Genomic DNA, 26,162 nt, shown 5'->3' on the forward strand with positions numbered 1-26,162 from the left:
GACGAGGGCTACCGCCTGACGGCTGCCGCCGGCTGACGGTCGACCGGCTGCCGCCGGCTGACGACCACCGCCGCCGGACGGGCCGCCGCAGGTGCGCGGCCCGCTCCACACATGCACCGAGGTCCCCCGGGCGCCGCCCGGGGGACCTCGATGTGTTTCCCGGGGTGGGGTGCCGGCTGCCGCCCGCACCCCACCCCGGTCGATCAGCCGTTCGCGCAGGTCGCGGTCGGCGTGTTGCTGTTGCCGTTCTTGTACAGCGTGATGCCGAAGTTGTTCCCGGCACCGTTCGGCCGGGCCGTCACCGTCGAGCCGCTGCTGCTGACCGACGCGTTCCAGCTGCTCTGCACGGACTGGCTGCCGTTCAGCTGGACCGTGACGACCCACGAGCTGCTGCCGCTGACCGCGAAGGTGACGTTGAACCGGTCGCTCCAGTCCTCCGCCTTCGTGACGCTGACGGTGCAGCTGCCGCCCGTGCTCCCGCCACCGCCGGTGCTCCCGCCGCCGCCGGTGCTCCCGCCGCCGCCGGTGCTACCGGACGGGGCGACCGCCCGGCCCGTGTCCGGCGAGATGGAGCCGGGGCACAGGTTGCGCGACTTGAGGTCGTTCAGGATGTTCGGCAGCGCCGAGATCGTGTTGGCCGGCCAGTCGTGCATGAGGATGATCTGGCCGTTGGTCAGGCGTGCTGCGGCCTGACGGATGGCGTCGGCGCTGGCGTTGTTCCAGTCGCTGGAGTCGACGTCCCAGATGATCTCCCGCAGGCCCTGCGAGCTCTCGACCGACTTGAGGGTCGAGTTGGTCTCGCCGTAGGGCGGCCGGAACAGGCGAGGTGCCGTGCCGACGGTCTGCTGGATGATCGACTGCGTCCGGGAGATCTGGGAGGTCATGTCCGACTGGCTCAGGTTCGTCATGTGCGGGTGGTCCCAGGTGTGGTTCCCGATGGCGAGCCCCGCGGACTGGTAGAGCTTGAGCAGGTCCGGGTGCGCCTGGACGTACTGGCCCTCGGGGAACGCGGTCGCGGTGGCGCCGGCGTTCTTGAGGATGTTCGTCAGGTTGGCGGTGTTGCCGACCGTCGGGCCGTCGTCGAACGTCAGACCCACGTACCCGGCCGAGCAGGAGCCCGTCCAGCCGCCGGTCGTCCCGCCTCCGGTCGAGCCGCCGCCGCCCGTCGAGCCGCCGCCGCCGGTGCTGCCGCCACCTCCGGTGCCCGCCGCCGTGCAGGTGGCGGTCGGCAGCGCCGTGCTGCCGTTCTTGTAGAGGGTCAGGCCGAAGCTGTTCCCGGAGCCGTTCGGTGTGATGGTCCGCGTGCTTCCGCTACCCGTGACGTTGGCGTTCCAGCTGCTCTGGAGCGTCTGGCCACCGTTGAACGTGGTGTTGACCGTCCAGCTCGTGGCGCCGCTGACCGTGTAGTTCACGTTGAACCGGTCGGACCATTCGTCGGCCTTGGTGACGCTCACGGTGCAGCCGGTGCTGGTCCCGCCGCCGGTGCTCCCGCCGCCACCGGTCGAGCCGCCGCCGCCGGTGCTCCCGCCGCCACCGCTGCTGGTGCCTTCGCTGACGGTGATGTTGGAGTTGCCGGAGGATTGGTAGCCCTCGGTCGCCATGATCATGTAGTTGTGGTTGCCGAGGTTCAGCCCTTGGAGGCCCAGGCGTCGAAGTGGTTGCCCGTGGTGATGGTGCCGCTGCCGGACTTCTTGGACTGACGCACCGACCAGTACTGGTAGAACGTCGAGCTGTTGCCCTCGATGGAGGGCTGGTTGACGCGCTGCGTCCGGTAGATGTCGTAGGTGCCGCCGTCGCTGTTGACGGTGCCCATGAACGTGCCGGTCGGCCGGTAGGTGCCCCAGTTGTCGACGATGTAGTACTCGACGAGCGGGTTCTGCGTCCAGCCGTACAGGGAGAGGTAGGCGTTCCCGGAGGGGTTGAACGAGCCGGACCAGTTCACCGTCTTGCGGCCGCCGGTGGACCAGCCCTTGCCGGCGACGAAGTTGCCGGTGTTGGACCACTGGGTGGAGTACTGGCCGCCCGAGCCCATGTCCATGGACACGGTGCCGGGGCTGTCGGTCCAGAACGAGTACCAGTAGCCGTTGTTGGTGCCGGTCCCGTTGGACGAGACGGCGGCGGCCGGGTTCGCCGCGACGAGGGCGCCGATCACCGTGATGCTGGCAGCGGCGAAGCCGACCAGCGCTCGGAAGGACCGTCGACGCCGGGGGGCGCGTCGGGCGAGGGCGAAACTATCGGACATCATGCACTCCTTTGTGCCAGCTGCTTGACCGACGGTGGCGATGCTGGATGGGCGCCCGGGTGCGGGTGGGCGGCCGACCATCGACGTCGCGGGCCGACCCGCGGCGTCGAAATCGTTATCGAGCCGAGTGTGCAGTGGAGTCCGAGAGTTCGTGAATACCTGAATGCCACGTCGAACCGATTAAGTTTTCGGCCCGGTCATGCGGATCGTTCGGCCGATAGTTGCCGAAAGTGTTGCCGGTCTTCGGTCGTACCGGTTCGACAACACGACGGGTGGCGGTGCCGGCGCGCTGCCGGCACCGCCACCCGTGGGTCAGGTCAGGCCTTCGCGCAGGTCGCGGTCGGGACCGTGCTGGTGCCGTTCTTGTAGAGCGTGAGGCCGAAGTTGTTCCCGGCCCCGTTCGGCTTCGCCGTGACCGTCGAGCCGCTGCTGGAGACGGAGGCGTTCCAGCTGCTCTGCACGGACTGGCTGCCGCTCAGCTTGATCGTGACGACCCAGGTGCTGCTGCCGCTGACCGCGAAGTTCACGTTGAAGCGGTCGGTCCAGTCGTCGGCCTTGGTCACGGACACGGTGCAGCTACCCGTGCTGCCGCCGCCGGTGCTGCCGCCACCCGTGCTGCCGCCACCGGTGCTCGTGCCGGACGGTGCGACCGCCCGGCCCGTGCTGGACGAGATCTGGCCGGGGCACAGGTTGCGCGACTTGAGGTCGCTCAGGATGCTCGGCAGCGCCTGCTGGGTCGCAGCCGGCCAGTCGTGCATGAGGATGATCTGGCCGTTGGTCAGCCGAGCGGCCGCCGAGCGGATCGCGGCAGCAGACGCGTTGTTCCAGTCGTTCGAGTCGACGTCCCAGATGATCTCGCGGAGGCCGAGCGAGGCCTCGACCGACTTGAGGGTCGCGTTGGACTCGCCGTACGGCGGGCGGAAGAGGGTGGGCGTGACGCCGGCCGTGTTCTTGATGGCCGTCTGGGTCCGCGACAGCTGCGACTGGATGTCGCTCTGGCTCAGCGTGGTCAGGTGCGGGTGGTCCCAGCTGTGGTTGGCGATCTGCAGGCCCGCGTTCTTGTAGGCCTGCATGAGCGACGCGTTGTTCGTCGCGTTCGAGCCGGTCGGGAACACGGTCGCGGTCGCGCCCGCGGACGTCAGGGTGCTGATGAGCGTGTTCGTCGTGGCCGGGGTGGGGCCGTCGTCGAACGTCAGGCCGACGTACCCGGCGGAGCAGCTGCCCGACCAGGTGGCGGCGGAGGCGGGGCCTGCCGCGGCGGCGAGTGCGCCGGTGGCCATGACGGCGGCGGTCGCCACGCCGGCAAGGGCGCGGAACGACCGGCGGCGTGCATGCAGGCCGCGGCTCGGGATGGAGGTGACGGACATAGGTGGGATTCCCTTCGGGCGACATCGGTGTCGCGGTCGTGGACGGCGTCGCCTCACGGACAGAGCCGCTGCGACGCCGAGCTACGCCTCCGCGATCCGGAGGCGCGTCGAGCGGGTGGGGTCCCGGTGGATGCCGGGCACCCCACCCGCTCGTCGGGTCAGGCCTTGGCGCAGGTGGCCGTCGGAAGCGTGGTGCTGCCGTTCTTGTAGACGGTGATGCCGAAGTTGTTGCCGTTGCCGTTGGGCTTGGCGGTGACGGTGCTGCCGTTGCTGGAGACGGTGGCGTTCCAGCTGCTCTGCACGGACTGCGAGCCGTTGAGCTTGACGGTGACGACCCAGCCGGTGCTGCCGGAGACCGCGAAGTTCACGTTGAACCGGTCGTTGTAGTCGCTGCCCTTGGTGACGCTCACGGTGCAGCCGGTGCTGGTGCCACCGCCGCCGGTGCTGCCGCCGCCGCTGCTCGAGCCCTCGCTGACGGTGATGTTGGAGTTGCCCGAGGACTGGTAGCCCTCGGTCGCGAGGATCTGGTAGTTCTGCGTGCCGAGGTTCATGCCCTTGGAGGCCCAGGCGTCGAAGTGGTTGCCGGCGGTGATGGTGCCGCTGCCGGTCTTCTTGGACTGCCGAACGGACCAGTACTGGTAGAACGTCGAGCTGTTGCCCTCGATGGAGGGCTGGTTGACGCGCTGCGTCCGGTAGATGTCGTAGGTGCCGCCGTCGCTGTTGACGGTGCCCATGAACGTGCCGGTCGGCCGGTAGGTGCCCCAGTTGTCGACGATGTAGTACTCGACGAGCGGGTTCTTGGTCCACCCGTAGAGCGACAGGTAGGCGTTCCCGGAGGGGTTGAACGAGCCGGACCAGTTCACGGCCCGGCGCGACCCGGTGGACCAGCCCTTGCCGGCGACGAAGTTGCCGGTGTTGGACCACTGGGTGGAGTAGTTGCCGCCCGAGCCCTGGGTCATCGAGACCGTGCCGGGGCTGTCGGTCCAGAACGAGTACCAGTACCCGTTGTTGGTGCCGGTCTCGTTGGACGACACGGCGGCGGCGGGGTTCGCGGCGACGAGGGCCGTCGCGGCGATCGCGCCCGCGGCGGCGACGCTCACGAGGGCGCGCAGCGACCGGCGGCGCGTCTGTGCGCCCCTGGTCAGGATTGAGCTGGGGGTCATGAAGATGGGCTCCTTCTTGCGACATCGGCGTCGAAAGTGTCGGGCTGTCGCTCCTCGAAGGGAGCGGTCGGCCTTCCCTGCGTGATCCGCGTTGGCCCGTTCAGGTACCTGCGGAGGCACTTGGCCGAGTGTGGTGGGGCCTGTGACCTGCAGCAAGACAGGCGCATCCATCACATCGAGTGCTGAATCGATTAAGGCGGCATTTACAACGTGGCAGACGCGGTATCGCAAGTATCGCTCTGCGCCGAAGGGGTGATCGCCCGTTTTCGTGGCCTGCACCGGGCCGGACCGCATCAGGCGCCCGGGGCAGGACTAGGGTCCGACGCATGCCGACCCTCGACGACGAGCTGGCCCGCACCGCCGCGGAGACGGACTTCTCGGGGGTCGTCCGCGTCGACGTTCCGGGCGAACCTCCCCTGGTCCGGGCGTTCGGCCTCGCCGACCGGGCGCACGGCATCGCGATGACCCCCGACACCCGGCTCGGTATGGCCAGCGGGTCCAAGACGTTCACCGCGCTGGCCGTGATGTCCCTCGTCGAGGAGGGCATGCTCAGCCTGTCGACGACCGCGCGGTCCCTCCTCGGCACGGACCTGCCGCTGATCTCCGGCGACGTCACCGTCGAGCACCTGCTCGCGCACCGGTCCGGCATCGGCGACTACCTCGACGACGACGCCGGCTCGGGGGAGTACCTGATGACCCTTCCCGTGCACCGGCTGGCGACCACCGAGGCGTTCCTGCCCATGCTCGACGGGCACGCGACCCGGTTCCCAGCCGGCGAGCAGTTCTCCTACTGCAACGGCGGGTACGTGGTCCTCGCCCTTCTCGCCGAGCGGGCGGCCGGTGCGTCGTACCACGACCTCGTCCGGCAGCGGGTGCTCGCCCCGGCCGGCATGACCCGCACCGACTTCCTGCGGGGCGACGACCTGCCCGGTGACGCGGCGATCGGGTATGTCGAGGTGGACGGCGTGGAACGGAGCAACGTGCTCCACCTGCCGGTGCTCGCGACCGGCGACGGCGGCGCCTCCACCACGGTCGAGGACGTGCACCGGTTCTGGACCGCACTGGACGCCGGTCGCATCGTGCCCGCCGCGACCGTCGCCACGATGGTCGCGCCGCGCAGCCCGGGCAGGACGTCCTCCTACGGGCTCGGCTTCTGGGTGGACGCCGCCGACGACGACCGCGTCCAGCTCGAGGGCGCCGACGCCGGGGTCTCGTTCCGCAGCTCGCACCACCGCACGACGGGCACGACCTGGACGGTGGTCAGCAACACGTCGGACGGCACCTGGCCGGTGGCCCGGGCGGTCTCGACGGCCCTCTCCGGCTGACCCCGCCTCGCGCCGGCGCGCCAGACCGCGGCTCAGCATGCGCCAGCCGCCGCGGCCGGCGCGAGCGGCTCACTCCCGTCGCTGCGGCCCGCGTGAGCGGCTCACTTCCGTCGCTCGCCCGGGATCCGGTCAGCCGAGGAAGACCTGCCCGCAGAGCATGCCCTTCGGCCCGGACGTGCAACCGACGCCGATCTGCTCGTAGCCGGGGCGCAGGATGTTCGCCCGGTGCCCCTCCGACCCCATCCACCCGGCGAGCACGGCGGCTGCCGTCGGGTAGCCGAGGGCGAGGTTCTCGCCGATCGTGCCGATGCCGCACGCGTCGACGATCTCGCCGAGCGGGTCGTGCTCGAACCGGCCCTCCGCCACCAGGCGGTCCGTGCGCAGCACCGCCATCGCCGTCGCGCACTCGTTCACGACCAGCTCGCTCAGGCCGGCCTTGCGACGCTCGGCGTTGGTCGCCACGACGATCTCCTGGGCGAGCACCACCGTCGGGGAGGCGTCGACGACGGGTGCGGCCGGTGCGGGGGCCGGGGCGGCGGGAGCCGGCGCCGTCTCCGTCTGCTCCGTGACCGGTGCGACCGGGCGTGCGGTTCCTGCGTCGTCCGAGGTCGACGGCGACCTCGACGGTGTCGCCTCGGCGGAGGTCGTCGCCGGACCCGCAGGGGCCGGGTCGGGACCTGCGTCGTCGTCCGTGTCCCGGCTGAAGCCGCGGCTGACCGCGTCGGTGGCCCGGTCCACCACGGCGCCGACGCTCACTGCGTCCGACCTGGTGGACGGCAGGTCCGACGCCGCGAACGGTCCCCACACCGGTGCCGTACCGAGCAGCGCCGACACCAGCACGGTCCCGACGAGGACACGGCGGGGGCGGACCTTCGTGCGTCGCCTCCGCTCCCACCGCCGAAGATCCCGGCGGCGTGGTGCTGACGGCGAAGGCATGCCCGCGACGTTATCGGATCGTTATCGTCGAACGGAACACCTGTCCAGGTCCGGTGGAAGCAGGTACCGATCCCCGTTCGTGGTCAGCGGGTCAGTCCCAGGGACGCGATCAGGTCCTCGTGGAGCTCGAACCAGACCTGGTGGCACGAGTCCCGGCCGGTCGCCGTGACCCAGGCGCTGTCCGTCCGCGCCGCCGCGACCGCGTCGGCGAACCGCCGGTGGTAGCCGCCGAACCTGTCGTGGATCGCCACGAGACGCCGTTCCAGGCTCAGGAGCGCGTCGGCCCCGACGGTGAGCCGGGCGAGGACCTCGTCGAGCCGGACGGCGGGTCCGAGGCCCAGCCCGGCGAGCTGCCATGACGTGCAGGCCTGGGTCACCGTGACGTTGTGCGGGAGGAAGTCGTCGTAGACCTGGGCCAGCGCCGCCCGTCCGCCCACGCCGTCCAGCTCGACGGCGAGGAGATGCTCGCCGCGCGCCTTGCCCGCCTCCGTCAGTGACCAGCCGCCCCCGAGGACGGCGGGGATCTCGCCGACCCACCCGCACGCCTGCGCGTCGAGGAGGTGTTCCGCGGTCGGTCCGGGCGGGAGCCCGAACCGGGCGGCGACCTGTGCCGTGGTGCCGTGGCCGAGCACGCGGAGCGCGTGCAGGACGAGGATGTCGTCGGGCATCGGACCTCTCACTGATGGTCGGCGGCCGTCACGACACCGCGGGCCCCGTCCACGGCCACCACCCGGCCACGGAGGACGGTCGTCGCGCCCTTCGCGGCGACGACGGCGGGGATGCCGAACTCGCGCGCGACGATGGCGGCGTGGCAGAGCATCGCGCCGGTCTCGGTGACGACGGCGGCGGCCCGGGCGAGCAGCGGGGTCCAGGCCGGTGAGGTGGTGCGGCACACCAGGACCTCACCCGGGCGGAAGGACGCGGCGTCGTCGAGACCCGTGACGACGCGCGCCGCCCCGACGGCGGTGCCGGGCCCCGCGGCGACGCCGGTGGCGAGCGGGGCTCCTGTCGGCGCGTCGCCGAGGACCGACGGACGACCGGTGGTGACCGGTCGGGACTGCAGGATCCAGGTCACCTTGCCCGAGATCGCCCACTCCACGTCCTGCGGGCCGCCGAGCATGGTCTCGATCCTGCGCCCCACGGCTGCGAGCTCGCGGACCTGCACCGCCGTCAGCACCGTCCCGGCCGACCGCAGGTGCCCGCCGGCCACCACGGACGACTCGGGAGTGACGGTCCCGTCGGCGAGGCCGTCGCCGAGCCCGCGCACCGCCTCGACGACGACCTCGTCCGCACCGGTCGTCGGGTTCCGGGTGAACATGACGCCCGCGCAGTCCGGCCGGACCATCACCTGCACGAGCACCGCGCCGACGGACGGCACCGGCCGGCCGGTCCGCGCCGCGTAGGCCGCCACCCGCTCCGACCCGCCGGAGGCAGCGCTGCGGCGCACGGCCTGCACGACGTCGGACGCGTCGACGCCGAGCGCCGTGGTCAGCTGGCCGGCGAACGACGCGCGCGCACCGTCCTCACCGTGGGCCGACGAGCGCACCGCGAACGGTCCGGTCCCGAGCCTGCTCAGCGCGCCGCCGATGGTGCGCTCCCAGGCGTCGTCGCCGAGTGGGTCCAGCACGACGACGCCGGGCGGCACAGGACAGCCCGCGCGCAGCAGGGTGCCGAGGTGGGCGGCCTTCGCGCCGGCCCTGGCATCGGCCTCGGCGAGCGGCACGACGGTAATGGGGACCGGCTCGCCCTCGCCGCGGGTGAGGGGGACCGGCTCGCGCTGGCCGCGGGTGATGCGGGCCGGCTCGCCCTGGGCGAGGGTGATGCTGACCGGCTCGCCCTCGCCGCGGGTCACGGGGCCCGCTCGCCAGGGTCGCGGCCGTCCCGCTCATCTCGGCCGCCGAGCCGGCTGAGCGTGCGGTCGAGACGCTGCTGCGCAGCCTGCGGGCTGCCGAGTCCGAGCGCTGAGGCGACCTGCGGCCACGTCATCCCGCCTGCTCGGCCCGCGAACAGCAGCGCGATCTCGACCTGGTCGAGCTCGGCACGGGCGGACGCCACGAGCCGCAGCCCCGCCGCGACGACGTCGGGGTCGGTCGAGGCGGCGTCGCGGGACGCCCAGGCGGCGAAGCGCACGAGCTCCGTGTCCGACGGGGGTTGTCCCGGGGCCTGCCAGGGGCGTGGTGGGAGGTCGGAGGCGCCGGCTCGGTGCAGGGCGGCACGGGCCGCCCCGAGCGCCGCAGCAGCCGCATGGTCGTCCGTGGTCATGCCGACAGGAGAAGCCCTCAACAACCTGTTGTCAACACCACGTTGTGGCCCATCGAGTGCCCCGGAGGCCCTGGACCCGCGACCGCCCGGGGAACAGGCTGGGACCGAGGCCGGAACGGCGTGCCGGCCCCGGCGAGCCAAGGCGCAACGGCGTGCCGGCCCGGCGGGTGCAGGCGGCAACGGCGTGCGGGCCGCGGCGAGCCAGGGCGCAACGGCATGGCCGCCGCGGCGAGGTGCGCCGCAAGGGGATTGCCCCCGGTCGTACGAGGAGAGGTGGTGCCGGTGTCCGTCGATGCAGCGGTGATCGCGGCGCGCGCCGCCGTCGACGCGCGCGACCCGGACGCGCTCGCCGCCCTGTCGCGCGCCGGTACCGATCTCGGCCTCCTCGTCATCCCCGGTCCGGAAGGGCCGCGCACGCTCCTCGAGTCGGTCCTGCTGACCGGTGACGTCGACCTCCTCCACGCGGTGCTGGCGCTCCCCGGGGTGTCGGCGGGACGGGCGCTGCCGGAGCACGGGTCGTGGTGCTGGGCACGCGGCGCGGCGCTCGAGGTCGTGCGGGCGTTCGTCGAGCACCCCGGAGTCGACCCGACCCACCCCGATGCCGACGGGATGACCCTGCTCCACGAGCTCGCGTCCGCGGGCGCGGAGACCGCCGTCGTGACCTGGGTGCTCGACCGGGTCCCGGTCGACCCGCGCGCGAAGGACGGTTCGACCCCGCTCGCGCACGCGCTGGGCAACGGGAACCTCGCACTCGCCGCGGAGCTCCGCCGACGTGGTGCGGACCTGGACCCTCCGAGCGCGTGGAACGGGTGGACGCCGCTCGTCACGGCCGTCGTCGCCGGGATGCAGGACGTGGTGGACTGGCTGCTCGCGCAGGACGGCACCGACGTCCGGCGCGGTGACTCGACCGGCGCGACCGCCCTGCACCACGCGGCACGGCTCGGCCGGACCGCCGCGCTCGACGCACTCCTCGCACGACCCGACCTCGACGCGCAGGCACGGGACGGCCAGGGCGCGACGGCGCTCATGGACGCCGCGCGCCACGGCCGGGCCGACGTCGTCGCGGCCCTGCTGCGGCGGCCCGACGCCGGTGCGGACCTCGTCGACCGCGCGGGCCGGACCGCGCTCCAGCACGCACTCGACGCCGGGGCCTCCGACGTCGCCGAGCTCCTGCGGCCGTTCACCACCGTGCCGGCGACCGCCCCGGCGGTCGCGCCGGCCGACGACCCCGCCGACGACGGGTCCGGTCCGGCGGAGGTCGCCATCGGCGATCCGCCCATGGACGAGTGAGCGCATGAGCCCGGTCCACCAGCATCCCGGAGCGGGGGCCGCGTCGGTCGCGCGCGACGGGCCACCGCCCGGTCGAGCGCCACGGCCGGCCGACCGTGCCGACGCGCGCACGGACGGGCCGTCCGACGCGCGTCCCGGCGACGGGCGCGACGCCCGGCTCGACGACGGGCTCGGCGCGCCGCTCGACGGCCGGCTCGACGGCGGGCTCGGCGACGGGCTGGACGGCCCGCTCGGCGCGCCGCTCGACGGCCGGCTCGACGCCGGGCTCGGCACCAGGATCGACGGCCGCGCCGGTCCGGTCCGGCCCCCGGTGGCGTGGGGTGCGCTCACGGCGCTCCGCCTCCAGCGGCTCGCCGGCAACCGGGCCGTGGCGGGTGCGATGCACCGGTCCCGGCCGGCCGCCACCGTGCAGCGGCGGATCCCGTCGGCCGCGCGCACGAACCCGCTGACGGCTCCCGGCGCCATGGATCGCGCGGCGCACGTGGCCGGGCTGGAGCGCCTCAACGAGCGTGCGCTGTCGGAGCTGACCCCCGCGGACCGGGCGACCGTGATGGCGAGCGCGCACGCGGCAGCAGGCTCCGCCGCGGCCTACGCCGCCCTGCCGCCGGCGGACCGGGCGGGCACGCTCGCCACGGCGTTGCGCGCGTTCCGGCCGGCGCTCGTGCTCGGCGACCCGGCGCTGATCAACATCGGTGCCCGTCCTTCGACGGCGGACACGGCGAACATCGCCACGCTCGTCACGAACGCCACGGCGCTGATGAACCTCTGCATGGCCCCGGCCGCGGTCCCGCACCTGCGCGACGTGTTCGGTGCGGCGAACGTCGCCACCGCCCAGGCCCGGTACGGCGCCGGTGCCGCCCGGCTGGCCTGGCTCCAGACGAACGGGCGGATCGTCACCGACCGGTCCGGGTACTCCGGGCAGGTGGGGCTCGGCGGCCTGACGAACAGCGCACGGATGGCCCTGTCGCCGGGGACGATCGACTCGCCGGCCAACGACCCGGCGACGGTTCTGGTGCTGCACGAGTCCATGCACGCCGGCACGTCGACGGTGAAGGACTACGGGTACCTGGGGACGCCCGGTTTCACGACCTTGGCGCCCGCCGTGAAGCTCGACAACGCCGCGCACTACGAGGTTCCGGCCAGGCGACTGCTGGGCATGGCCCACGCGTACCCGGGCACGGTCTTCGTCGAGGCGGGGACGTCGGTCACCGTCGGGGGCGTCGTCCACACCGCGGCCCCGCTGACCGCGCTCGAGCAGGCGAACCGCGACGCGTCCGAGGTGACCCGGTCCGCCTGGAACATGGGCCTCAACCTGCACAGCCTCTGGGTCCGGCTCAACCTCAGCAGGGGAGACTGGGCCTCCGTCGACCTGACGGCCGCGTACTCCGGCGCGACGGCGACGCACTTCGCGGACTGCATGCCGTACTGGTCCAAGGTGGAGGCGCTGACGGTGCACGACCGTCCCGGTCTCAGTGCCGCGGGGGCCTTCTCGTCGACGGCGCCCGTCACGCAGACCGACGTGGCCCTGTCCGAGGGGCTCGTCCGGCTCGTGTCCCGCGCGAAGGACCTCGCCCGGGTGCAGCTCGCGACGGAGGCCACCGCGCGGGCCTTCATGGCCGCCCAGGCGACAGCGGGGGAGATCGCGGCGGCGACCACCTCGGCGGCCATGAAGGACCTGTTGCTGCTGTGCGTGTGCCGCGCGGTGGGCAGCATGACGGGCGCTCCGGCGCGCGACGTGCGGGTGCTCACCGAGATGGCGACCAACCGGACGTATGCGGCGATGCTGACGCCTCGCAGTCCCGCCGCCTTCGCGTGACGGTCGCGGCGACCGGCTTCGCCTACCTGTCCCTCCCCGTCCCTATGGACGGACCGCGGCGAGGAACTCCGCCCGGGTGGCGGGGGAGTCCCGCAGGAGCCCGGACAGGGCGGACGTGGTCGTGACGGCCCCGCCCGCGCGGACGCCGCGCAGGGTCATGCACATGTGCTCGGCCTCCACCACGACGCCGACGCCGCGAGGCTCGAGCTCCATGTCGATCCAGTCCGCGACCTGACGCGTGAGCCGCTCCTGGACCTGAGGTCGGCGGGCGAACATCTCGACGACCCGGGCGAACTTCGACAGGCCGAGGATCCGGTCGCCCGGCAGGTAGCCGACGTGCGCGACGCCGACGAACGGCAGCAGGTGGTGCTCGCACAGCGACTGGACCGGGATCGAGCGGACGACGACGAGCTCGTCGTACCCCTCGTCGTTGGGGAACGTCGTCATCTCGAACGGGCGCGGCGTCAGCATCGCGGCGAACGCCTCGGCCATGCGGCGCGGGCTGCGCTCGGTGCCGGACGTGTCGCACGGCACCCCGAGGGCCTCGAGGAACGAGCGGGCGGCGTGCTCGGCGGCCTCGAGGCCGACGGCGTCCTGGGCCGGAGCGATCGTCATGAGGGCGCCTCGTCTCTATAGAACATGGAACAGCACGATAGAAACGGCTCTGTCCGGTGTCAAGGAGAGGGACTTAGGTCCCTCAAGTCGAATGCGTGTATACGCGTATTCTCGTGTGTACCCCCTCCCGACAGGTCAGTACATGTCGGACCTGCGTGAGGCAGAAGCGAGCCGCCGGCCCTCCAGCTGGCCGGCACGCCGCGGTAGCACCAACCACGTCGAGCCGTCGTGCTCGTCCCCAGCTCGCTCACCCCAGGCTTCATGGTCGAAACGGAGTCAACGATGACCACTCCCCACGCGCTGCACCTGCCGCGCACGCGGTTCGCGGACCCGGCCCCCGACGGGGTCGTCCCGCAGCCGCGCCCGGTCCCGGGTGCGGTCGTCGCGGAGCTCGCGCTGGACGGCGACGTCACCGCGGAGCTCGCGGTTCCGGCCGACGCGCCGCACCTCACCCTGGTCGAGGACGTCCCGGCCCAGCGCTCCGACAGCCTCGACGAGGCCACGGCGCTGCTGTGGCAGGAGTACAAGACGACCGGTGCGAAGGAGGCGCGCGACCGGCTGATCGTGCACTACGCGCCCCTCGTGGCCCAGGTGGCCGGTCGGGTCGGCATGCGGCTGCCGCGCACCGTCGAGCAGGCCGACCTGGCCTCCTACGGGATGTTCGGCCTCATCGACGCCATCGAGAAGTACAGCACCGACCGCGCCGTGAAGTTCGAGTCGTACGCCTCCGCGCGCATCCGTGGCGCGATCATCGACGAGCTGCGGGCGATGGACTGGGTGCCCCGCTCCGTGCGGACCAAGGCTCGCGCGGTGGACCGCGCACGCGCCGAGCTCGAGGCCATGCTGCACCGTTCGCCGACCGACGAGGAGACCGCCGCGCACCTGCACCTGACCGTCCGCGAGCTGCGGGCGGTGTTCGCCCAGCTCGCCACGGTCAACGTGTCTGCGCTGGACGAGATGCTCGGCGGCAGCCACGACGGCGGCGGCACGCCTCTGGGTGACACCCTGGCGGACCCGCACTGCGTGGAGCCGGGCGGCGCGCTCGACGCGGCCGAGACCACGCACCTGCTGGCGCGTGCGATCGAGCAGCTCGGCGAGCGCGAGCGGATCGTCGTGGTGCTCTACTACTACGAGGGCATGACCCTGGCCGAGATCGGCCGGGTGCTCAGCGTCACCGAGTCGCGGATCTCCCAGATGCACACCGCCGCCATGCTGCGGCTGCGGACGCGGCTGATCGAGGCCGAGCGGGCCTGATCGCCGCGCCGCCTCGGCGGCCGACCGGCGCGATCCCGACGCCGGCTCAGCGGCCGACCATCGCGATCCCCGCGTCGTTGTACCGGTTGCCGACGACGCCCACGCTGGCGGCCAGGGCGTCGAGGTCGGCGATCTCGTCCGCGGACAGCGCCACCCGGGTCGCCGACGCGTTCTCCTCGACCCGGGTCAGGCGCCGCGTGCCCGGGATCGGCACGACCCACGGCTGCTGCGCGAGCAGCCACGCGAGCGCGACCTGGCCCGGCGACGCTCCCCGTGACCCGGCGAGGGCGCGGACATGGTCGACCAGCGCCTGGTTGGCGTCGCGGTTCTCCTCCGTGAACCGGGGGATCGTCGTGCGGATGTCCCCCTCGCTGAACTCCGTGGACGGTGAGACCGTCCCCGTGAGGAACCCCTTGCCCAGCGGGCTGAACGGGACGAACCCGATGCCGAGCTCGGCGCACGTCGGCAGCACCTCCGGCTCGGGGTCGCGTGTCCAGAGCGAGTACTCCGACTGCACCGCGGTCACCGGGTAGGTGGCGTGCGCCCGGCGGATCGTCGTCGCTCCGGCCTCGGACAGGCCGAAGTGCCGCACCTTCCCGGCGGTGACGAGCTCGCCCACCGCGCCGGCGACGTCCTCGATCGGCACGTCCGGGTCCACCCGGTGCTGGTAGAAGAGGTCGATCACGTCGGTGCGCAGCCGGGCCAGCGACGCGTCGGCGACGCGGCGGATCTGCTCGGGCCGGGAGTCGGTGCCCTGCATGCGGCCGTCCACGATGTTCCAGCCGAACTTCGTCGCGACCACCACCTGGTCGCGCACGGGTGCCAGCGCGTCGCCCACGAGCTCCTCGTTGACGTACGGGCCGTACACCTCGGCCGTGTCGAAGAACGTGACCCCGAGGTCGACGGCGCCGCGCAGCACCGCGATCATGTCGTCGCGCGAGCCCGGGTTCGGACCGTAGCTCATGGACATGCCCATGGCGCCGAGGCCGATCGCGGAGACCTGGAGCCCTTGTCCGAGGGTGCGGGTGTGCATGGTGTCCTCCTTCGTGCCGGGGCTTCGACGGTACGTCCGTCCGTCGAAGGCAGCGAGGCACTGGCAGGGCACCCCTGGGGCGGCGCGGGTCAGCCGGCTGTCACCGGAGGTCAGCCCTTCGGCGGGAACGAGGCGACGTGGTCGCGCGCACGGGCCAGCCAGCCGGCCGCGTCGTCGGGAGACATGGTGGGGGGAAGTGCCAGGTAGCTGCCCATCGGCTTGCCGCCCGGGCTGAACGGCCCGGTCCCCTCGAGGGCGCCGAGCTCGGCCCGTGCCACGTCGTCGAGCTTGACGCCGACCGAGTCGCCGTAGAGGCCCGCGAACATGTTGCCGTTGACGTACGCCCCGAGCTGCCCGAACAAGGGCTTCACCTGCACGCCGGGCCCGTCGGGGACCAGCGCCCGGAACCGCTCCTTCTGCTCGTCGGTCGCCTTCGCCATGCGACGCCTCCCTGAGGGCCGGTGCCGGGCGGGAACTCCGAGAGCGGGGCGCACGCACCCGCTCGACGACCCGGCGGCCCGCATCGCCGGTCCGGCGCCCAACGTACAGCCCGCACGAGGGCTCCCTGCCGGGCCGCGGGCCAGCGGTGCGGGAGGTGCGTGCTCAGGACCACCGGCCCCGCTCGACGAGCACGTCCCGGAGCACGTCGGCGCGGTCGCTGACGAGCCCGTCGACCCCGAGGTCGAGCAGGGCCCGCATGTCTGCCGCGTCGTTCACGGTCCAGACGTGCACCAGCCTGCCGATCCGGTGCGCCGCCCGGACGTGCCGCTCCGTGAGCACCTGCCGGCCCCGGAGGCGCCACGGCACCTGGAACGCGTCGACCCGGTGCACCGCCCACACCGGCACCCGGCCCGTCCATCCGGACGCGAAGAACGCCGCACCCTCGCTGGTCGCGGCCGACGTCGCGACGGGACGCGTGAGCCGCGCGAGCGTGGCCTCCCGCCGGGCGGCCGAGAAGGACGCCACGCAGACCCGGTCGTGCGACGCCGTCCGCTCGATGGCCGCCGCGACCGGCCCGACGCCGGACCGCTCCTTGACGTCGATGTTGACGTGCAGCCCAGGCCACGTGCCGAGGACGTCCTCGAGCAGCGGGACCGGCTCGACCCCACCGATCCGTGCCCGGCCGACGACGGACCAGGCGAGCTCGCTGACCCGGCCGGTCCCGTCGGTCGTGCGGTCGAGCGTCGCGTCGTGCAGGGCCACCGCGACGCCGTCGGCCGTCCCGTGCGCGTCGGTCTCCACCCACCGGAACCCGAGGTCGACGGCCGCCTGGAACGCCGCGAGCGAGTTCTCCAGCCCGGCCGGCGAGAACCCCCGGTGCGCGAGCGCGGCGACACCACCGGCCTCGCCGAAGTACGGGTGCGCCATGCCGCGACCTCCACGGACCAGTCCAGCACAGGGCGCAGTGACCGGGCGGTCCGTGTGGCGTCGCAGGCTTGCGTGCCAGCATGGGCGGTGTGTCCCGACTGCGTGCGTACGACCTCGTGGTGGGGACGGCCGACCAGGCGCGGGCGCACCGGCCCGACGGTCCGGCTCCGGTCGACGTGGGCTGGGTCGGGTCCGGCGGGCCTGCGATCGACCCCGTGACGTGGCGGCGGTCGCCCCGCACCGGTCAGCCGCTGCACCACTGCGCGACGTCCGCCCAGCCCGACGGCTATCGCCGTCACGGGCCCGAACGGTTCTCCACGTCGCACGTCGGCGGGACGTTCATGGATCCGTCCGGTCTGGGGCGGCGGCGGCCGTCGGCCCACTACCTGGAGGTGCACCGGTTCGGAGGGCTCTGGGTGGGGGACGACGAGAACCTGGTGGTCGACCTCGACGCGGACCCGCCGTTCTTGCCACGGTGAGATCTTCCGGGTCCACCGCGAGGCCCGTTCAGTCGAGCTATCTTGCATCTCGACAGACGGGAGGGCCGCCCTGACGCTCGGCCGGGAGTACCACCGGATCTGGTTCGGCAACGCGTCGTCGAACCTGGCCGACGGGGTCACGTTCGTCGCGCTCCCGCTCCTGGCGGCGACCCTGACGGACAGCCCCCTCGCCGTCTCGGCACTGGCCGTCGCGTACTCGGCGCCGCGGGTGCTGTCGGTGCTCGGGATCGGCGTGCTGATCGACCGGGCCGACCGGCGCAGGCTGCTGTACCTGGCGAACTTCTCCCGGGCGGCGGTGTTCGCCGTGCTCGCGGCGCTGGTGCTGACGTCCGCGGTGCCGCTCGCCGCGCTGTACGCCGTCTACGCCGTGATGGGGGTCGTCGAGACGCTCTCCGACGGTGCCGCGTTCGCGGTCCTGCCGCAGGCGGTCGACGGTCGCGGCCTCGACCGCGCCAACTCGCAGATCGCGGCCACGCAGACGGTCGTGGACGAGTTCGTCGGCCCACCGCTCGGCGGGCTCCTGTTCGCGGGTGCGGCGTTCGCCCCGTCCGCCCTCACGGCGGCGGCGTTCCTGGTGGCCGGCTTCGCCTACTGGCGGCTGCGCGGCACCTACGTGGTCCCGCGCGACGCAGGTGCGGCGTCGCCGGCCGGCGTGCTCGCGTCGATCCGGGACGGGGCCGTGTGGACGTGGCACCACCGCGTCGTGCGACTGCTCGTCGTCCTCGGCGCGATCGCGAGCGTCGCCTACATGATCCCCTTCTCCTACCTGGTCCTGTACGCCCGCGACGCGCTCGGGCTCGACCCGACGGGCTACGGGCTGCTGCTGTCCTTCTCGGCGCTCGGGGGGCTGGTCGGAGCGCTCGTCGCGTCCCGGCTGCGTCGCCGCCTCGGCTACGGCCGGACCATTGTCGCGGCCCTCGCCGTCGGGGCGCTGTCGTTCGTGGTGATGTCGCTGACCACGGACGTCGTCGTCGTGGCGGTCGCGCTCGCCACGTACATCGCGCACGCCGTGGTGTGGAACGTCATGGCCGCGTCCGTGCGCCAGCGGGCGACGCCGGCCGCGATGATGGGCCGCGCCGGGTCGGTCAGCCGCCTGCTCGGTCTGCTCGGTCTGACCGTCGGCGCCGTCGTCGGGGGTGTGCTCGCGTCGGCGTTCGGGTTCCTCGTCCCGTTCGCCGTCGCCGGCGGCCTGTTCGGGTTCGCCGCCCTGGTCTGCGTCACCCAGCTGCGTCATCTCACGGCGTGGGAGCACGACGCGGATCTCGCGGCCGCCGCGCCGTGACGGGCGCCCGGGCGGTCGGCGTGCTCCGTGCCGGGCTCAGATCGGGCTGCCGCGGTCGCTGCCCGGTGCGAGCAGCAGGCGGTCGTCGTGCTCGTGGCGGCGGCACGCCTCGACGAACGGCAGCGCGGCCTCGGGGTCGGCGAGGTACGCGCGGTACTCGTCCGCGGAGAGGGCGTAGTACTCGGAGTACTCGACGCGGCGGTTGCGGACGGGGACCGACGCGTAGAAGCCGCCGGTCACGACGTCGACGCCGAGCGTGAACCACTCCTCGCGGGAGACGTAGGTGTCCTCGAAGCGCGGCCGCATCCGTCGAAGCCTACGAGCGTGCGGACGTGGGACGGCGCCCGTCCCACGTCCGGCGCACGTCGGCCGGTCATGCGGTGCAGGTCAGGCGGTGCAGGCAACCGTGCCGTCGGCCGGGGGTGTGCCGGTGCCGAGGAAGCCGTACACGGTCGACACGCCTGGCGCGAGGGAGCCGTTCCACTCCTTGTTCCGCACTGTCACGAGCGTCCCGGACGTGGAGACGTCACCCGACCACAGGCTGGTGACCGCGCCGCCCGTGGGGAGCTGGACCGTGGTCGCCCAGCGGCTGATCGTCGTCGCGGCGGTGACCTCGACCGAGGCGGTGTAGCCACCGGGCCACGTGCCGCCGACGGTGAGCGTCGCGCGGCAGGCGGCGGGACGGACGGTCGGCGACGGCGACGGCGGGTCGGTGGGCGTGCCGGGCACGGTGGGCGTCGGGGTGGGGGTTCGCGTGGGCGTCGGCGTGACGGTGGGGGTGGGCGTGCGCGTGGGCGTCGGGGTGACGGTCGGCGTGGGCGTGGGCCTGGGCGTGGGCGTGACGGTGGGCGTCGGCGTGGCTGTCGGCACCGGGGTGGACCCGCCGTCGAGGTGCAGTGCCGTGAGGAAGTCGGTGAGCTGCGCGGCGATCACCTGGTGGTCGTGCACCGACGGGTGCCAGTGGCAGCCGCTGTAGTCGAGCCCCTCGTTGCCGTAGTACCAGTACCGGACCCGGTCGTCGCCCGCCGCGTTCTCCTCGGCGACGACCCGGCGCGCCAGGTCGGACTGGTCGGTGCCGGTCGACACGTAGGTCCCGGTGACGACGAGGTAGGTGTCCGGGCCGTAGTGCGCGCGGAGCTTGTCGAGGAACCCGTGGTACGCCGTCACCCACGCCTCCCGCAGGGCGGTCGTGCTGGTCCACTGCTCCGAGCTGCCGAGAGCCGTCGAGAAGTCGTTGATCCCGAGGCCCACCACGACGGCGTCGGGCTGCCAGTCGGCCGGCCGGTCCCACACGTCACCGGCGACGCCCGGCAGGGCGCGGTCGTAGTAGGTGCGGTAGCTGGTGCCGGGCTCGCCGCCCGCGTAGTTGCGCACCATCCCGCGCCCGGAGAACGCGTTGACCTGGTAGTCCGCACCGAGGGCCCGGGCGGTGAGCGCACCGAACGACAGGTCGGCGTTCGTGGTGCGGGTGACCTGGTCGCTCGTGCAGTCGCGGCTCGTCGACGTGTTGCCGTAGCCGGCCGTGTAGGAGTCGCCGTCGAACTCGAGCTGCAGGTCGCGGGCCGCCGGGGCCGGCAGGATCTCGCCGTCGTACGGGACGAAGCCGCCGAACGTGCTGGTGGCCCACGGCACCTCGCTGCGCTTGACGACCCGGACGCTGTGCACGCCCGCGGTCAGCCCGGTCACGCGGTACGTGATGCGGCCGGGTGTGACGAGCGTGGCGTACGGCTTCCCGTCGACCTCGATCCCGTAGTCGCCGTAGGCGTCGTCGAGGACCACGCCGACACCGGTGCCGCGGAACCGGCCCTCGAAGTAGACGCCCGGCCACGCGTGCTGCCAGGTCGCGCCGTCGACGGAGACCCGTCCGGCGGTGTGCACGGTGGCGGAGAGGTCCGTGCTCGACGACGCCGCCGAGGCGCCGCCCGGGAGCAGCGCGACGCACGCCGTGAGAGCGGTCAGCGTGAGGGCGGTACGCAGTCGTCGCACACCAGGTCCTTTCGTCAGGTGGCGCCGGCCGGTCGGCAGGAGCGTCCCTTGGTACAGGAGGCCGGTCCGCCGGCACAGCGTGTGAAGCGGTTCAGGCTGGTCCGGACGGAGCCGGGCCCGGGACCGGACGCGCGTCAGGCCACGGAACCGGCCGGCGCCCGTCAGGAGACGAGCAGGTCGCGCAGGCGCTCACGGGCGTCGTCGCCGAGGCCGACGGTGTCGAACACCGTGCTGACGCCGTCCGCGACGTCCTCGACGATGGGCGTCGTCGCGGCGAGGAAGGTCTCGACCTGCGCGCTGCTCCACGTGGACTGCCGGTCGTCGGGGTGGTGGCCGCGTCCGGCCATCGCGCGCACCGACTGCGCCCAGTCGTCCGCGACGACCTCGGGCGGCACGCCGGCGTGTGCGAGCAGGAGCGCGACGACCATGCCCGTGCGGTCGCGTCCTGCGCTGCAGTGGACCAGCACGCCGGGCTCGGCGTCGCCGAGGGCGAGCAGGGCGCCACGCAGCAGGTCCGGCAGGAGGCGGGCGTTGTGGGTCCAGTACTCCGGCGAGTCAAGGATCGGCCCGCAGACGGTCATGAACTCCTCGTGCGCCGGGTCCTCCGTCGGCGCGTGCACGATCGTCACCCCGTCCCACCGCGAGGCCGCGACGTCCGGGTCGCCGGGGCGCGGGCCGTGCTCGTCGGCGTTCCGCAGGTCGACGACCGTCCGCACGCCCCAGCGTCGCGCCTCCCGCCGACCGGCAGCCGTGAGCCACTCGCGCCGCGGGCCCCGCGCGACGCGCCCGTGCGTCGTGGTGCCCGTCGACGACAGCGGCGTGGGCAGGCCGCCCAGGTCCCGGGCGTTGCGGTAGCCGTCCCACGTGAGTGCGCGCACGAGCAGGCAGGCTAGCCTGCGTCTCACCTTGCGAGGTCCGCGAGCCAGCGGACCTCCTGCGCCAACAGCTCCAGCCCGGTGCCTGCCGGCCGGTAGCCGAGCACGCGGGCCGCCGTGGTGTCGAGCAGCAGCCCGTGCGACGCCCGCCAGGGATGGTCACCCCCCGGGGCGTCGGCAGCGAGCAGGTCCAGGCGGCCCGTCCAGCCGAGCTCGGCGCCCACCGCGGCCACGATCTCGGCAGCGGTCGACACGTCCGGGTCGGCGATGTTCAGGATGCGGCGCCCGGGCACGTCCGCGACGACCTCGACGAGTACGGCGACGTTCGTCGCGGCGGTCAGCTGCACGACCGGGCCGCCGCGGTCGCAGAGGGCGATCACTGGTTCGCCCGCCAGCATGCGCTCCACGAACGGCCGGGTCCGGGCGTTGCGCGCCCAGCGGCCGTGCACCTGGGACGGACGCAGGACGGTGACGGGCAGCCCGCTGTCGAGGGCGACGCGTTCGGCCGCGACCTTCGAGGGTGCGTACCCCGCACGCGACCGCGGATCGGTCCCGGGCGTGGCAGGTGGCACCGTGCCGCCGTCCTCGCGGACCGGGTGCTCGAACGTGGGCGCCTGCGGTCCGTTCAGGTGCCTGCCCGCGCCGTCGCAGTAGACCGCCCGGGACGAGACGAGCACGACCGAGCCCGCGGCCGACATGACCGGCAGGAGCGCGCGCACGTCGGGTGAGCCCCAGGCCAGCGTGTCGACGAGCAGGTCCGTCCGGTCACCGACCAGGGCCTCCGTCGCCCGGACGTCGGCACGGTCGACGGCGTGGAAGCCGACACCGGCTCGCTGCAGCTCGGGTGGCATCGAGCGCACGTCGCGACCGGTCACCTGCACGTCCCAGCCGCTGCGGACGAGCCTCGACGCGACGGCGCCGCCGATCGCGCCCGTCCCGCCGAGCACCACCGCCCGCCTCACCCACCGGACGCTATCGCGCAGACCGGCCGGCGGCCGCCAGGCGGCCGACCATGGCCACGGCCGACGGCAGCAGGACCACGTACAGCACCTGGGCGCGTCGCAGCGGCTCGTCGACCACACCGAAGCCGGTGCCGAGCCAGGTGAAGGCCGCCGTGGTGGCCAGCGCCAGGCCGACCGACTCGGCGACCACCACGGCCGCGGCCATCCGGTCCTCGGAGATCCCGTCGTCGACGGCCGGCCGGGTCAGGCACCGGCCGAGCAGGTCGGGGTACAGCGAGCCCATCCCGAGGCCGAGGAGCGAGGCGCCGAGGAGCAGACCGCCCATCGCGCGCGACGCGTCGGTCGCCAGCAGCGTCGTCCCGAGGACCACGGCCACACCGAGCGTGATCACCGACCCCGCCGGCAGCACCCGACGCCGGAACGCGTCCTCGTCGGCTGCAGGGTGCGACCCGGTCCACAGCCCGGCGAGCGCCCACGTGAGGCCGGGTGCCGCGATGACGAGCCCGAACGTCCGCGCGCCGAGCCCGAACGCGTCGTGCGACACGACCGACAGCACCGTCGTGGCGCCGAAGTACACGGCAGCCGTCACCAGGAGTGCCGACAGCGCGGCGGGGCGCCCGCGGGTGGCCCGGAAGGTGCCGGTGGGCAGGATCGCGCGGGCGGCCCACAGCATCGACCCGGCACCGACGACGACCGCCACCGCCGACCACCCGCCGAGCGGGAGCGCCAGCACCGCGGAACCCGTCGCCAGGACCACGGCCCACCCCCAGGGGGCGTCCTCGCCCACGGCCTCCTCGGTGCGCTCCGGCACGTACCGCGCGACGAGCAGCCTCGCGAGCACCAGAACCGGCAGGTAAAGCACCATCGCCCACCGCCAGCTCAGCATCTCGGTCACCGCGACCGCGTACACGGGCCCCAGCACCGACGCGAACACCCACACGCCCGACATCGCCCCCAGCACGAGCTGGCGGTACCTCGTCGGCAGTCCCTGGCTGATCGCTCCCATCCCCACGGTCGCCAGCGCCCCGGCGGCGAGGGCGCGCACGGCCGTCCCGGCGACGAAGACCGGCATGGTCGGCGCGACGGCGCAGAGCACGGACCCGACGACGGTCACCGTGGTGAAGAGCACCATGAGCCGGCGGACCTGGAACCGGGACAGCAGCCAGGCCCCCACCGGCATCATCAGGAACATCGGCGCCTGCGCGGCGGCGTCGAGCGGCCCGTACAGGCGAGCACCCTGCAGCTCGGCGGCCACCAGCGGCACGACGGTCTGCGAGAGGTAGCGCTGCATCCCGGCCAGGAGCTCGACGAGCACCAACGAGAGCGCCAGCGGCACGACGGCCGAGCTCGGCCGCCGGGCGTGTGCTCGTGTGCTCGACTCCATCAGGAACATCCTTCAGCAGCCCGGTGTGTCGCGCTCTTGCGGGACCTCCGCTCAGGGCCGCCTGCGTCCGGTCGGTACGTCTAGGGTCGGGCGGGTGAGCGAGCGGGAGACCTGGACGGTCACGACCCACGAGTGGTCGCAGGACGTCGACCGGGCGCACCTGGCAGGCATCCGCCAGAGCCGGACCGTGTACGGGGCCGGCGGCCGGCGGCACCTGATCCTGGAGGTGCTCGCGTACGCCGACGAGGAGGCCGAGTCGCTCGGCCGCGTCGGCCGGGCCGCGGTCACGACGCACGCCGACGGGTCGGTCACGGTGGCGGACGACGGCCGCGGCACCGACACCCGCACGGACACCGCCGGCAACGTGGTCCGCAAGCCGGTCATGGCCACGCGCGACGTCCGGTTCTTCGGCGCCCCGGACGCTCCTCGGCTGCCCGACGGCCTGCCACGGCACGGGATCTCGACCGTCGCGGCGCTCAGCGCGGTCCTCGTCCACGAGAACCACCGCGCCACGGGAGCGTGGTCGCAGACCTACCGGTACGGCGTCCCCGACGGCGAGCTGCGGCCGGTCCGTGCCGCGAGGGCGTCGGGCACCTCGGTGACGTTCCGTCCGGACCCCGACGTGGGGGAGCCCTGGTCCCTCGTCGACGACGACCTGAGCGCGTTCCGCTGGCTGCGGGTGGACCTCTCCGAGCTGCCGTGACCGGCTCGCGCGACCTCAGCCGGCCGCGTCCGGGGAGACCGCGAGCGCGACGCCCAGCGGGACCGGGGCGTCGACGATCACTGGTCGTTCCCCGACCACCGGTACACCGACGTCTCGCGCCGCTCGAAACCGACCCGCTGGTACAGCCTGTTCGCCGCCGCGCGTGACGGCCGTGAGGTGAGGTCGACGGTGCGGGCGCCGAGCGCCGTGGCCCGTTCGAGCGCCGCCCGGGTGAGGGCCTCGCCGACGCCGCGCCCCCGCGCCCCGGCGTCCACGACGACGTCCTCGACCCAGGCCCGCCGTCCGGTCGGGATGGCGAAGACCGCCAGCGTCAGGGACCCGGCGATCCTCCCGTCGACACGGGCGACGAGCAGGCTGGTGGTCGCGGACCCGACGATCTCGCGCAGGTGCTCGGCGGTGACCTCGGCTGCGCCGGCCGACAGCTGCGGCAGGAGCCGGTGCCACGCCTCGACGAGCTCGTCGTCGACGGCCTCGACACGCTCGATCAGCACCTCGGTCCCCGTCATGCGCCCGAGTGTAGGAGCCGTCGCACGCGAGGTCCGGCCGGCCGAGGCGGTGTTGCGCCGTCCGCATGACTTGAGGGCTGTGGCGGTGCCGGTCGGCCCTCCGATGGGTCACGATCGGCTGCTGTGACCTTCGCCCCACTGAGCCTCGACGCGGAGCTGACCCCTCGGTCGACCCGTGACCGGCTCTTCGGCGACCGGCCGTTGCGGGTCGTGGCGGCGCTCGCGGTCGTCGGCCTGGTCGTGTCGCAGGTCGCAGCGGGGGCCGGCGTGGTGCTGGCGTTCAGCGGCTGGATGGGTTCCGAACCCGCCCCGGCGTACGTCCCTGCGGTGTTCGTCGCCGGCGTCGCGCTCAGTGCAGCGGTCGCGGTCGCGTACTGGAGAGCCGGCCGGGCGCTGGTCCCCGCCGTGCTCATGGCGCTCGCCTCGGCCGCTCTCCTGGTGCCGTGGTGGGGGGCGCTCGTCGGCTCGCCGTGCGCGGTCCTGGCGGTCGTGGCGTTGTTCGTCGGCCCGGTCGCCCGCATGCGCCACAAGCGCGTCGTCGGGCTCTGCGTCGTGGTCACGGCCGCGGTGGTGGTGCTCGTGTCCTGGCTGGTCTCAACGAGCGCCGACGCCTCGCACGCCCGCCGCGACACCGCCCAGGCGGTCCGGGTGGCGCTCGACGCGCGGGCGGCCGGCGAGGTGACCGTCTCGGGGATGTACGGCAGCGGGGACGAGCTCGCGACGACCGCGCGCACATCGGTCCTGGCGGGCGGGCACGTGCCGCTGCTGCTGGTCGCGACGGACCGCTCCGTGTGCGCCGTGTCGAGGGACCCGGTCCGTGGCCGGTACCACGGGCACGACGAGGGCGGCCCGAGGTCGGGCCGGACCCGTGTCGAGGTGTGCCCGCTCGCGAGCGCGGCGGAGGCCTTCTCGATCGACTACCCGGTCAGCGTGCACGTCGTCTACGACGGTTCGGCGAAGCCCGTCATCACCGGCGGCCGCGAGCCGTTCACGTTCCGTGTGACCTCGGCCGTGCCCGGGGCGTCCGTGGAGCTGCCGCAGGGGGTCCGGTTCGACGCGACCACCGGGGTGTTCGTCGAGGAGGACTGGTGGCTCGGCCACGAGGACGTGTACGTGCCCGTCGTCGTGGAGGTCACCGACGCCGACGGGCTGACCGTGAGCGCCGACATCGGCCTGACCTGACGAGCTCGGCACCGGGGGTTGACGAACTGAGGAGAGAGCGCATGCTGGAGGGGTCGTCGGCTCTCTTGAGCCTGCTCGTCCGAGCGGACC

General features: G+C 73.5%; 26 protein-coding genes. 8 read left to right on the forward strand and 18 right to left on the reverse strand.

All coding sequences use genetic code 11. The features are described from left to right. Positions 1–203: 203 nt before the first annotated feature. From ACVW07_RS13525 to ACVW07_RS13540, 4 genes are all read right to left on the reverse strand, one after another. Complete coding sequence (locus ACVW07_RS13525; protein WP_456819753.1) at positions 204–1,607, reverse strand: polysaccharide deacetylase family protein; 1,404 nt, start codon at positions 1,605–1,607, stop codon at positions 204–206. 20 nt (positions 1,608–1,627) lie between these two features. Further along, positions 1,628–2,242: a glycoside hydrolase family 11 protein gene (locus ACVW07_RS13530; RefSeq protein WP_456819754.1), complete on the reverse strand. Its 615-nt coding sequence runs from the start codon at positions 2,240–2,242 to the stop codon at positions 1,628–1,630. A gap of 317 nt (positions 2,243–2,559) precedes the next feature. Continuing rightward, entirely contained in the window at positions 2,560–3,609 is a 1,050-nt protein-coding gene (locus ACVW07_RS13535) for a polysaccharide deacetylase family protein (protein ID WP_456819755.1), read from the reverse strand. Positions 3,610–3,767: 158 nt separating this feature from the next. Continuing rightward, positions 3,768–4,772: a glycoside hydrolase family 11 protein gene (locus ACVW07_RS13540; RefSeq protein ID WP_456819756.1), complete on the reverse strand. Its 1,005-nt coding sequence runs from the start codon at positions 4,770–4,772 to the stop codon at positions 3,768–3,770. A 326-nt stretch (positions 4,773–5,098) separates the two neighbouring features. On the opposite strand from ACVW07_RS13540, the gene ACVW07_RS13545 reads away from it, so the two are divergent. Next, the gene (locus tag ACVW07_RS13545) at positions 5,099–6,097 is read left to right on the forward strand and encodes a serine hydrolase domain-containing protein (protein WP_456819757.1); all 999 of its coding nucleotides are present in this window, start codon (positions 5,099–5,101) and stop codon (positions 6,095–6,097) included. Positions 6,098–6,226: 129 nt separating this feature from the next. Here ACVW07_RS13545 and ACVW07_RS13550 read toward each other — a convergent pair whose 3' ends face one another. From ACVW07_RS13550 to ACVW07_RS13565, 4 genes are all read right to left on the reverse strand, one after another. Continuing rightward, positions 6,227–7,033: a CAP domain-containing protein gene (locus tag ACVW07_RS13550; protein WP_456819758.1), complete on the reverse strand. Its 807-nt coding sequence runs from the start codon at positions 7,031–7,033 to the stop codon at positions 6,227–6,229. 83 nt (positions 7,034–7,116) lie between these two features. Continuing rightward, a complete protein-coding gene (locus ACVW07_RS13555; RefSeq protein WP_456819759.1) occupies positions 7,117–7,701 on the reverse strand; it encodes a hypothetical protein in 585 nt (194 codons plus the stop codon). Positions 7,702–7,709: 8 nt separating this feature from the next. Further along, positions 7,710–8,885, reverse strand: a complete 1,176-nt coding sequence (locus ACVW07_RS13560; protein ID WP_456819760.1) for a PEP/pyruvate-binding domain-containing protein — start codon at positions 8,883–8,885, stop codon at positions 7,710–7,712. Further along, the gene (locus ACVW07_RS13565; protein ID WP_456819761.1) at positions 8,882–9,295 is read right to left on the reverse strand and encodes a hypothetical protein; all 414 of its coding nucleotides are present in this window, start codon (positions 9,293–9,295) and stop codon (positions 8,882–8,884) included. The genes ACVW07_RS13560 and ACVW07_RS13565 overlap by 4 nt, the downstream gene beginning before the upstream one ends. A 282-nt stretch (positions 9,296–9,577) precedes the next feature. On the opposite strand from ACVW07_RS13565, the gene ACVW07_RS13570 reads away from it, so the two are divergent. Beyond that, positions 9,578–10,585 carry an ankyrin repeat domain-containing protein gene (locus tag ACVW07_RS13570; protein ID WP_456819762.1) on the forward strand — a complete coding sequence of 336 codons (1,008 nt, stop codon included), beginning with the start codon at positions 9,578–9,580 and terminating at the stop codon, positions 10,583–10,585. A gap of 4 nt (positions 10,586–10,589) precedes the next feature. Further along, positions 10,590–12,401, forward strand: coding sequence for a hypothetical protein (locus ACVW07_RS13575; protein ID WP_456819763.1), 1,812 nt, complete (start codon positions 10,590–10,592; stop codon positions 12,399–12,401). A 42-nt stretch (positions 12,402–12,443) separates the two neighbouring features. Here the strand turns inward: ACVW07_RS13575 and folE are convergent, their stop codons facing one another. Beyond that, positions 12,444–13,016: a GTP cyclohydrolase I FolE gene (gene folE, locus ACVW07_RS13580; RefSeq protein ID WP_456819764.1), complete on the reverse strand. Its 573-nt coding sequence runs from the start codon at positions 13,014–13,016 to the stop codon at positions 12,444–12,446. Positions 13,017–13,298: 282 nt separating this feature from the next. Between folE and ACVW07_RS13585 the strand changes: the two genes are divergently transcribed. Beyond that, positions 13,299–14,270 (forward strand): FliA/WhiG family RNA polymerase sigma factor, encoded by a 972-nt coding sequence (locus tag ACVW07_RS13585; protein WP_456819765.1) that lies wholly within the window; start codon positions 13,299–13,301, stop codon positions 14,268–14,270. 46 nt (positions 14,271–14,316) lie between these two features. On the opposite strand, the gene ACVW07_RS13590 is transcribed toward ACVW07_RS13585, so the two are convergent. The 3 genes from ACVW07_RS13590 to ACVW07_RS13600 form a co-directional block, all read right to left on the reverse strand. Continuing rightward, positions 14,317–15,303, reverse strand: a complete 987-nt coding sequence (locus tag ACVW07_RS13590; RefSeq protein ID WP_456819766.1) for an aldo/keto reductase — start codon at positions 15,301–15,303, stop codon at positions 14,317–14,319. A gap of 110 nt (positions 15,304–15,413) precedes the next feature. After that, complete coding sequence (locus tag ACVW07_RS13595) at positions 15,414–15,743, reverse strand: TfoX/Sxy family protein (protein WP_456819767.1); 330 nt, start codon at positions 15,741–15,743, stop codon at positions 15,414–15,416. A gap of 163 nt (positions 15,744–15,906) precedes the next feature. Further along, the gene (locus ACVW07_RS13600) at positions 15,907–16,671 is read right to left on the reverse strand and encodes a glycerophosphodiester phosphodiesterase (protein WP_456819768.1); all 765 of its coding nucleotides are present in this window, start codon (positions 16,669–16,671) and stop codon (positions 15,907–15,909) included. Between the two features lie 89 nt (positions 16,672–16,760). Here ACVW07_RS13600 and ACVW07_RS13605 point away from each other — a divergent pair, with 89 nt between their 5' ends. Next, complete coding sequence (locus ACVW07_RS13605; protein WP_456819769.1) at positions 16,761–17,150, forward strand: hypothetical protein; 390 nt, start codon at positions 16,761–16,763, stop codon at positions 17,148–17,150. Between the two features lie 97 nt (positions 17,151–17,247). Next, positions 17,248–18,453: an MFS transporter gene (locus ACVW07_RS13610; RefSeq protein ID WP_456821084.1), complete on the forward strand. Its 1,206-nt coding sequence runs from the start codon at positions 17,248–17,250 to the stop codon at positions 18,451–18,453. Positions 18,454–18,489: 36 nt separating this feature from the next. On the opposite strand, the gene ACVW07_RS13615 is transcribed toward ACVW07_RS13610, so the two are convergent. The 5 genes from ACVW07_RS13615 to ACVW07_RS13635 all read right to left on the reverse strand — a co-directional run bounded on the left by ACVW07_RS13615 (position 18,490) and on the right by ACVW07_RS13635 (position 23,660). Continuing rightward, positions 18,490–18,759, reverse strand: coding sequence for a hypothetical protein (locus ACVW07_RS13615; RefSeq protein WP_456819770.1), 270 nt, complete (start codon positions 18,757–18,759; stop codon positions 18,490–18,492). 81 nt (positions 18,760–18,840) lie between these two features. Continuing rightward, entirely contained in the window at positions 18,841–20,439 is a 1,599-nt protein-coding gene (locus ACVW07_RS13620) for a cellulose binding domain-containing protein (RefSeq protein ID WP_456819771.1), read from the reverse strand. A 161-nt stretch (positions 20,440–20,600) separates the two neighbouring features. Beyond that, complete coding sequence (locus tag ACVW07_RS13625; RefSeq protein WP_456819772.1) at positions 20,601–21,317, reverse strand: tyrosine-protein phosphatase; 717 nt, start codon at positions 21,315–21,317, stop codon at positions 20,601–20,603. A gap of 23 nt (positions 21,318–21,340) precedes the next feature. Beyond that, complete coding sequence (locus tag ACVW07_RS13630) at positions 21,341–22,276, reverse strand: NAD-dependent epimerase/dehydratase family protein (RefSeq protein ID WP_456819773.1); 936 nt, start codon at positions 22,274–22,276, stop codon at positions 21,341–21,343. A gap of 10 nt (positions 22,277–22,286) precedes the next feature. Further along, complete coding sequence (locus ACVW07_RS13635) at positions 22,287–23,660, reverse strand: MFS transporter (RefSeq protein WP_456819774.1); 1,374 nt, start codon at positions 23,658–23,660, stop codon at positions 22,287–22,289. Positions 23,661–23,754: 94 nt separating this feature from the next. Between ACVW07_RS13635 and ACVW07_RS13640 the strand changes: the two genes are divergently transcribed. Next, positions 23,755–24,363 (forward strand): ATP-binding protein, encoded by a 609-nt coding sequence (locus ACVW07_RS13640; protein ID WP_456819775.1) that lies wholly within the window; start codon positions 23,755–23,757, stop codon positions 24,361–24,363. A 77-nt stretch (positions 24,364–24,440) separates the two neighbouring features. On the opposite strand, the gene ACVW07_RS13645 is transcribed toward ACVW07_RS13640, so the two are convergent. Next, positions 24,441–24,890 carry a GNAT family N-acetyltransferase gene (locus tag ACVW07_RS13645; RefSeq protein ID WP_456819776.1) on the reverse strand — a complete coding sequence of 150 codons (450 nt, stop codon included), beginning with the start codon at positions 24,888–24,890 and terminating at the stop codon, positions 24,441–24,443. Between the two features lie 123 nt (positions 24,891–25,013). On the opposite strand from ACVW07_RS13645, the gene ACVW07_RS13650 reads away from it, so the two are divergent. Then, positions 25,014–26,072, forward strand: coding sequence for a hypothetical protein (locus ACVW07_RS13650; RefSeq protein ID WP_456819777.1), 1,059 nt, complete (start codon positions 25,014–25,016; stop codon positions 26,070–26,072). Positions 26,073–26,162 lie beyond the last annotated feature (90 nt).

This window comes from Cellulomonas sp. URHB0016 (assembly GCF_054057935.1).

Coding starts and splice junctions, on each gene's coding strand:
- ACVW07_RS13590 (WP_456819766.1), bottom strand. CDS start 15,303: ATGCACACCCGCACCCTCGGACAAGGGCTCCAGGTCTCCGCGATCGGC.
- ACVW07_RS13535 (WP_456819755.1), bottom strand. CDS start 3,609: ATGTCCGTCACCTCCATCCCGAGCCGCGGCCTGCATGCACGCCGCCGG.
- ACVW07_RS13600 (WP_456819768.1), bottom strand. CDS start 16,671: ATGGCGCACCCGTACTTCGGCGAGGCCGGTGGTGTCGCCGCGCTCGCG.
- ACVW07_RS13540 (WP_456819756.1), bottom strand. CDS start 4,772: ATGACCCCCAGCTCAATCCTGACCAGGGGCGCACAGACGCGCCGCCGG.
- ACVW07_RS13635 (WP_456819774.1), bottom strand. CDS start 23,660: ATGGAGTCGAGCACACGAGCACACGCCCGGCGGCCGAGCTCGGCCGTC.
- ACVW07_RS13550 (WP_456819758.1), bottom strand. CDS start 7,033: ATGCCTTCGCCGTCAGCACCACGCCGCCGGGATCTTCGGCGGTGGGAG.
- ACVW07_RS13565 (WP_456819761.1), bottom strand. CDS start 9,295: ATGACCACGGACGACCATGCGGCTGCTGCGGCGCTCGGGGCGGCCCGT.
- ACVW07_RS13525 (WP_456819753.1), bottom strand. CDS start 1,607: ATGATCATGGCGACCGAGGGCTACCAATCCTCCGGCAACTCCAACATC.
- ACVW07_RS13645 (WP_456819776.1), bottom strand. CDS start 24,890: ATGACGGGGACCGAGGTGCTGATCGAGCGTGTCGAGGCCGTCGACGAC.
- ACVW07_RS13530 (WP_456819754.1), bottom strand. CDS start 2,242: ATGTCCGATAGTTTCGCCCTCGCCCGACGCGCCCCCCGGCGTCGACGG.
- ACVW07_RS13595 (WP_456819767.1), bottom strand. CDS start 15,743: ATGGCGAAGGCGACCGACGAGCAGAAGGAGCGGTTCCGGGCGCTGGTC.
- ACVW07_RS13615 (WP_456819770.1), bottom strand. CDS start 18,759: ATGCGGCCGCGCTTCGAGGACACCTACGTCTCCCGCGAGGAGTGGTTC.
- ACVW07_RS13575 (WP_456819763.1), top strand. CDS start 10,590: ATGAGCCCGGTCCACCAGCATCCCGGAGCGGGGGCCGCGTCGGTCGCG.
- folE (WP_456819764.1), bottom strand. CDS start 13,016: ATGACGATCGCTCCGGCCCAGGACGCCGTCGGCCTCGAGGCCGCCGAG.
- ACVW07_RS13545 (WP_456819757.1), top strand. CDS start 5,099: ATGCCGACCCTCGACGACGAGCTGGCCCGCACCGCCGCGGAGACGGAC.
- ACVW07_RS13555 (WP_456819759.1), bottom strand. CDS start 7,701: ATGCCCGACGACATCCTCGTCCTGCACGCGCTCCGCGTGCTCGGCCAC.
- ACVW07_RS13585 (WP_456819765.1), top strand. CDS start 13,299: ATGACCACTCCCCACGCGCTGCACCTGCCGCGCACGCGGTTCGCGGAC.